The sequence below is a fragment of the Bradyrhizobium altum genome (assembly GCF_020889705.1).
In the GTDB taxonomy this organism is placed as follows: Bacteria; Pseudomonadota; Alphaproteobacteria; order Rhizobiales; family Xanthobacteraceae; genus Bradyrhizobium; species Bradyrhizobium altum.
Genome location: NZ_JACMYP010000524.1, coordinates 1 through 1,699 on the forward strand (window position 1 = coordinate 1; position 1,699 = coordinate 1,699).

Annotated in this window: 1 protein-coding gene; it reads left to right on the forward strand. The window is 64.0% G+C overall.

Annotation, left to right across the window (positions count from 1 at the left end):
* Nucleotides 1–1,591: IS66 family transposase (gene tnpC / locus H8B02_RS47085; protein ID WP_229172489.1), on the forward strand; the 1,591-nt coding region annotated here is incomplete at its 5' end.
* Nucleotides 1,592–1,699 lie beyond the last annotated feature (108 nt).

Sequence of the window (1,699 nt, forward strand, 5' to 3'; positions counted from 1 at the left end):
CAAGCCCACAACGCACGAGCTGGAATCACTGATCGCGGCGAGCGCGGCCGAGATCGCTGCGCTGAGGGCCGAGAACGAGAAACTCGCGCACCGCGTCCTGCATCTTGAGGAGCAGTTGCGTCTGGAGCGCCTGCACCGCTATGCGCCGAAGAGCGAAAAGCTCACGGAGCGCATCTTCAACGAAGCCGAGCAGGCCGCCGCTGAAAGCCGGGACGACGCCGATGTCGAGGCGGTCGCCGTGCCGGACACGGGATTGCCGGAGGCTTTAATGCCGGCGCCGAAGAAACGCGGCCGCAAGCCGCTGCCTGAAGATCTGCCGCGCCAGCGCGTCGAACATGATCTGGGTGAGGATCAGAAGGACTGTCCGTGCTGCGGCCAGGGAATGCATCGGATGGGCGAGACCGTCACCGAGCAGTTGCACATCGAGGTGAAGGCGTCGGTGCTGCAACATGTGCGGTTCAAATATGCCTGCCGTCACTGCGAGCGCACCGCGCTGAACACCCCGATTGTGACCGCGCCGATGCCGGCGCAGCCGTTGCCGGGCAGCGTCGCCACACCATCGACGCTGGCGCTCGTGCTCGCCAGCAAATACGTCGACGGCACGCCGCTGTATCGTCTGGCGGACGCACTGGGGCGCGCCAACGTCAGCATCAGCCGCGGGACGCTGGGCAACTGGGTGATCCGGTCGAGCGAGTTGCAGCTGCAGCGGGTCTATGACGCGCTACAGCAAAAGCTCAGGGCGCAGCCCCTGGTCCACGGTGACGAAACCTGGGTCCAGGTTCTTAAAGAGGACGGCCGGGACGCACAGGCCAAATCCTTCATGTGGGCCTATCGCAGCGGCCAGGACTGCGCGCAGCCGGTCGTGCTGTTCGATTACCAGCCCGGTCGCGGCCAGGAACATCCGCAGGCCTTCTTGGCCGGCTATAGCGGCTTGTTGATGAGCGACGGCTATGACGCCTGGCGCACGCTGACAGGCGCGACGCATCTCGGCTGTATGGCGCATGGGCGCAGGAAATTTACCGACGCGCTCAAGGCCAGGAAAAAGCCTGGCGGTCCGCCATTGCAGGCGCTCAAGTTCTTCGAGGCGTTGTATGAGGTCGAGAGGGTGGCGCGCCAGACCCCGCCCGACGGCGAAACGCGCGCCGAATATCGCTTGCGGCTGCGCCAGCAGCATAGCCTGCCGGTATTGGCCGCCTTCAGAACGTGGCTCGACGACCAGGCGCCGAAGGTCCTACCCGAAAGCTTTACCGGCAAGGCGATCGCCTATGCGCGCAACCAATGGGACTATCTGACCCGCTACACCAGTGACGGTCTCGCCCCGATCGATAACAATGTTCTCGAGCGCGACATCAGGCCGTTTGTCACCGGACGAAAAAGTTGGCTGTTCAGCGACACCGTTGCCGGCGCCAGGGCAAGCGCCGTGATCTACAGTTTGGTGCTGACATGCCGGGCCTGCGGCGTCGATCCCTATGCATGGCTACGTCACGCGCTCACTGAATTGCCCCAGCGTGCGCCCGACGCCGATATCGAAGATCTGTTGCCGTTCAACTGCACCGCTCAAAAAAAACTGCCAGCTGAGAGCAGCGGCTGACGGTCGAACGCTCAGGGTCAATCAAGCCGTTCCGATGATCCGCTGGGGCCCGGCGTCACACGACGCCGCGGCCACCCGCGCTCGCAGTGCAGAAAAATAAGCGCTTAC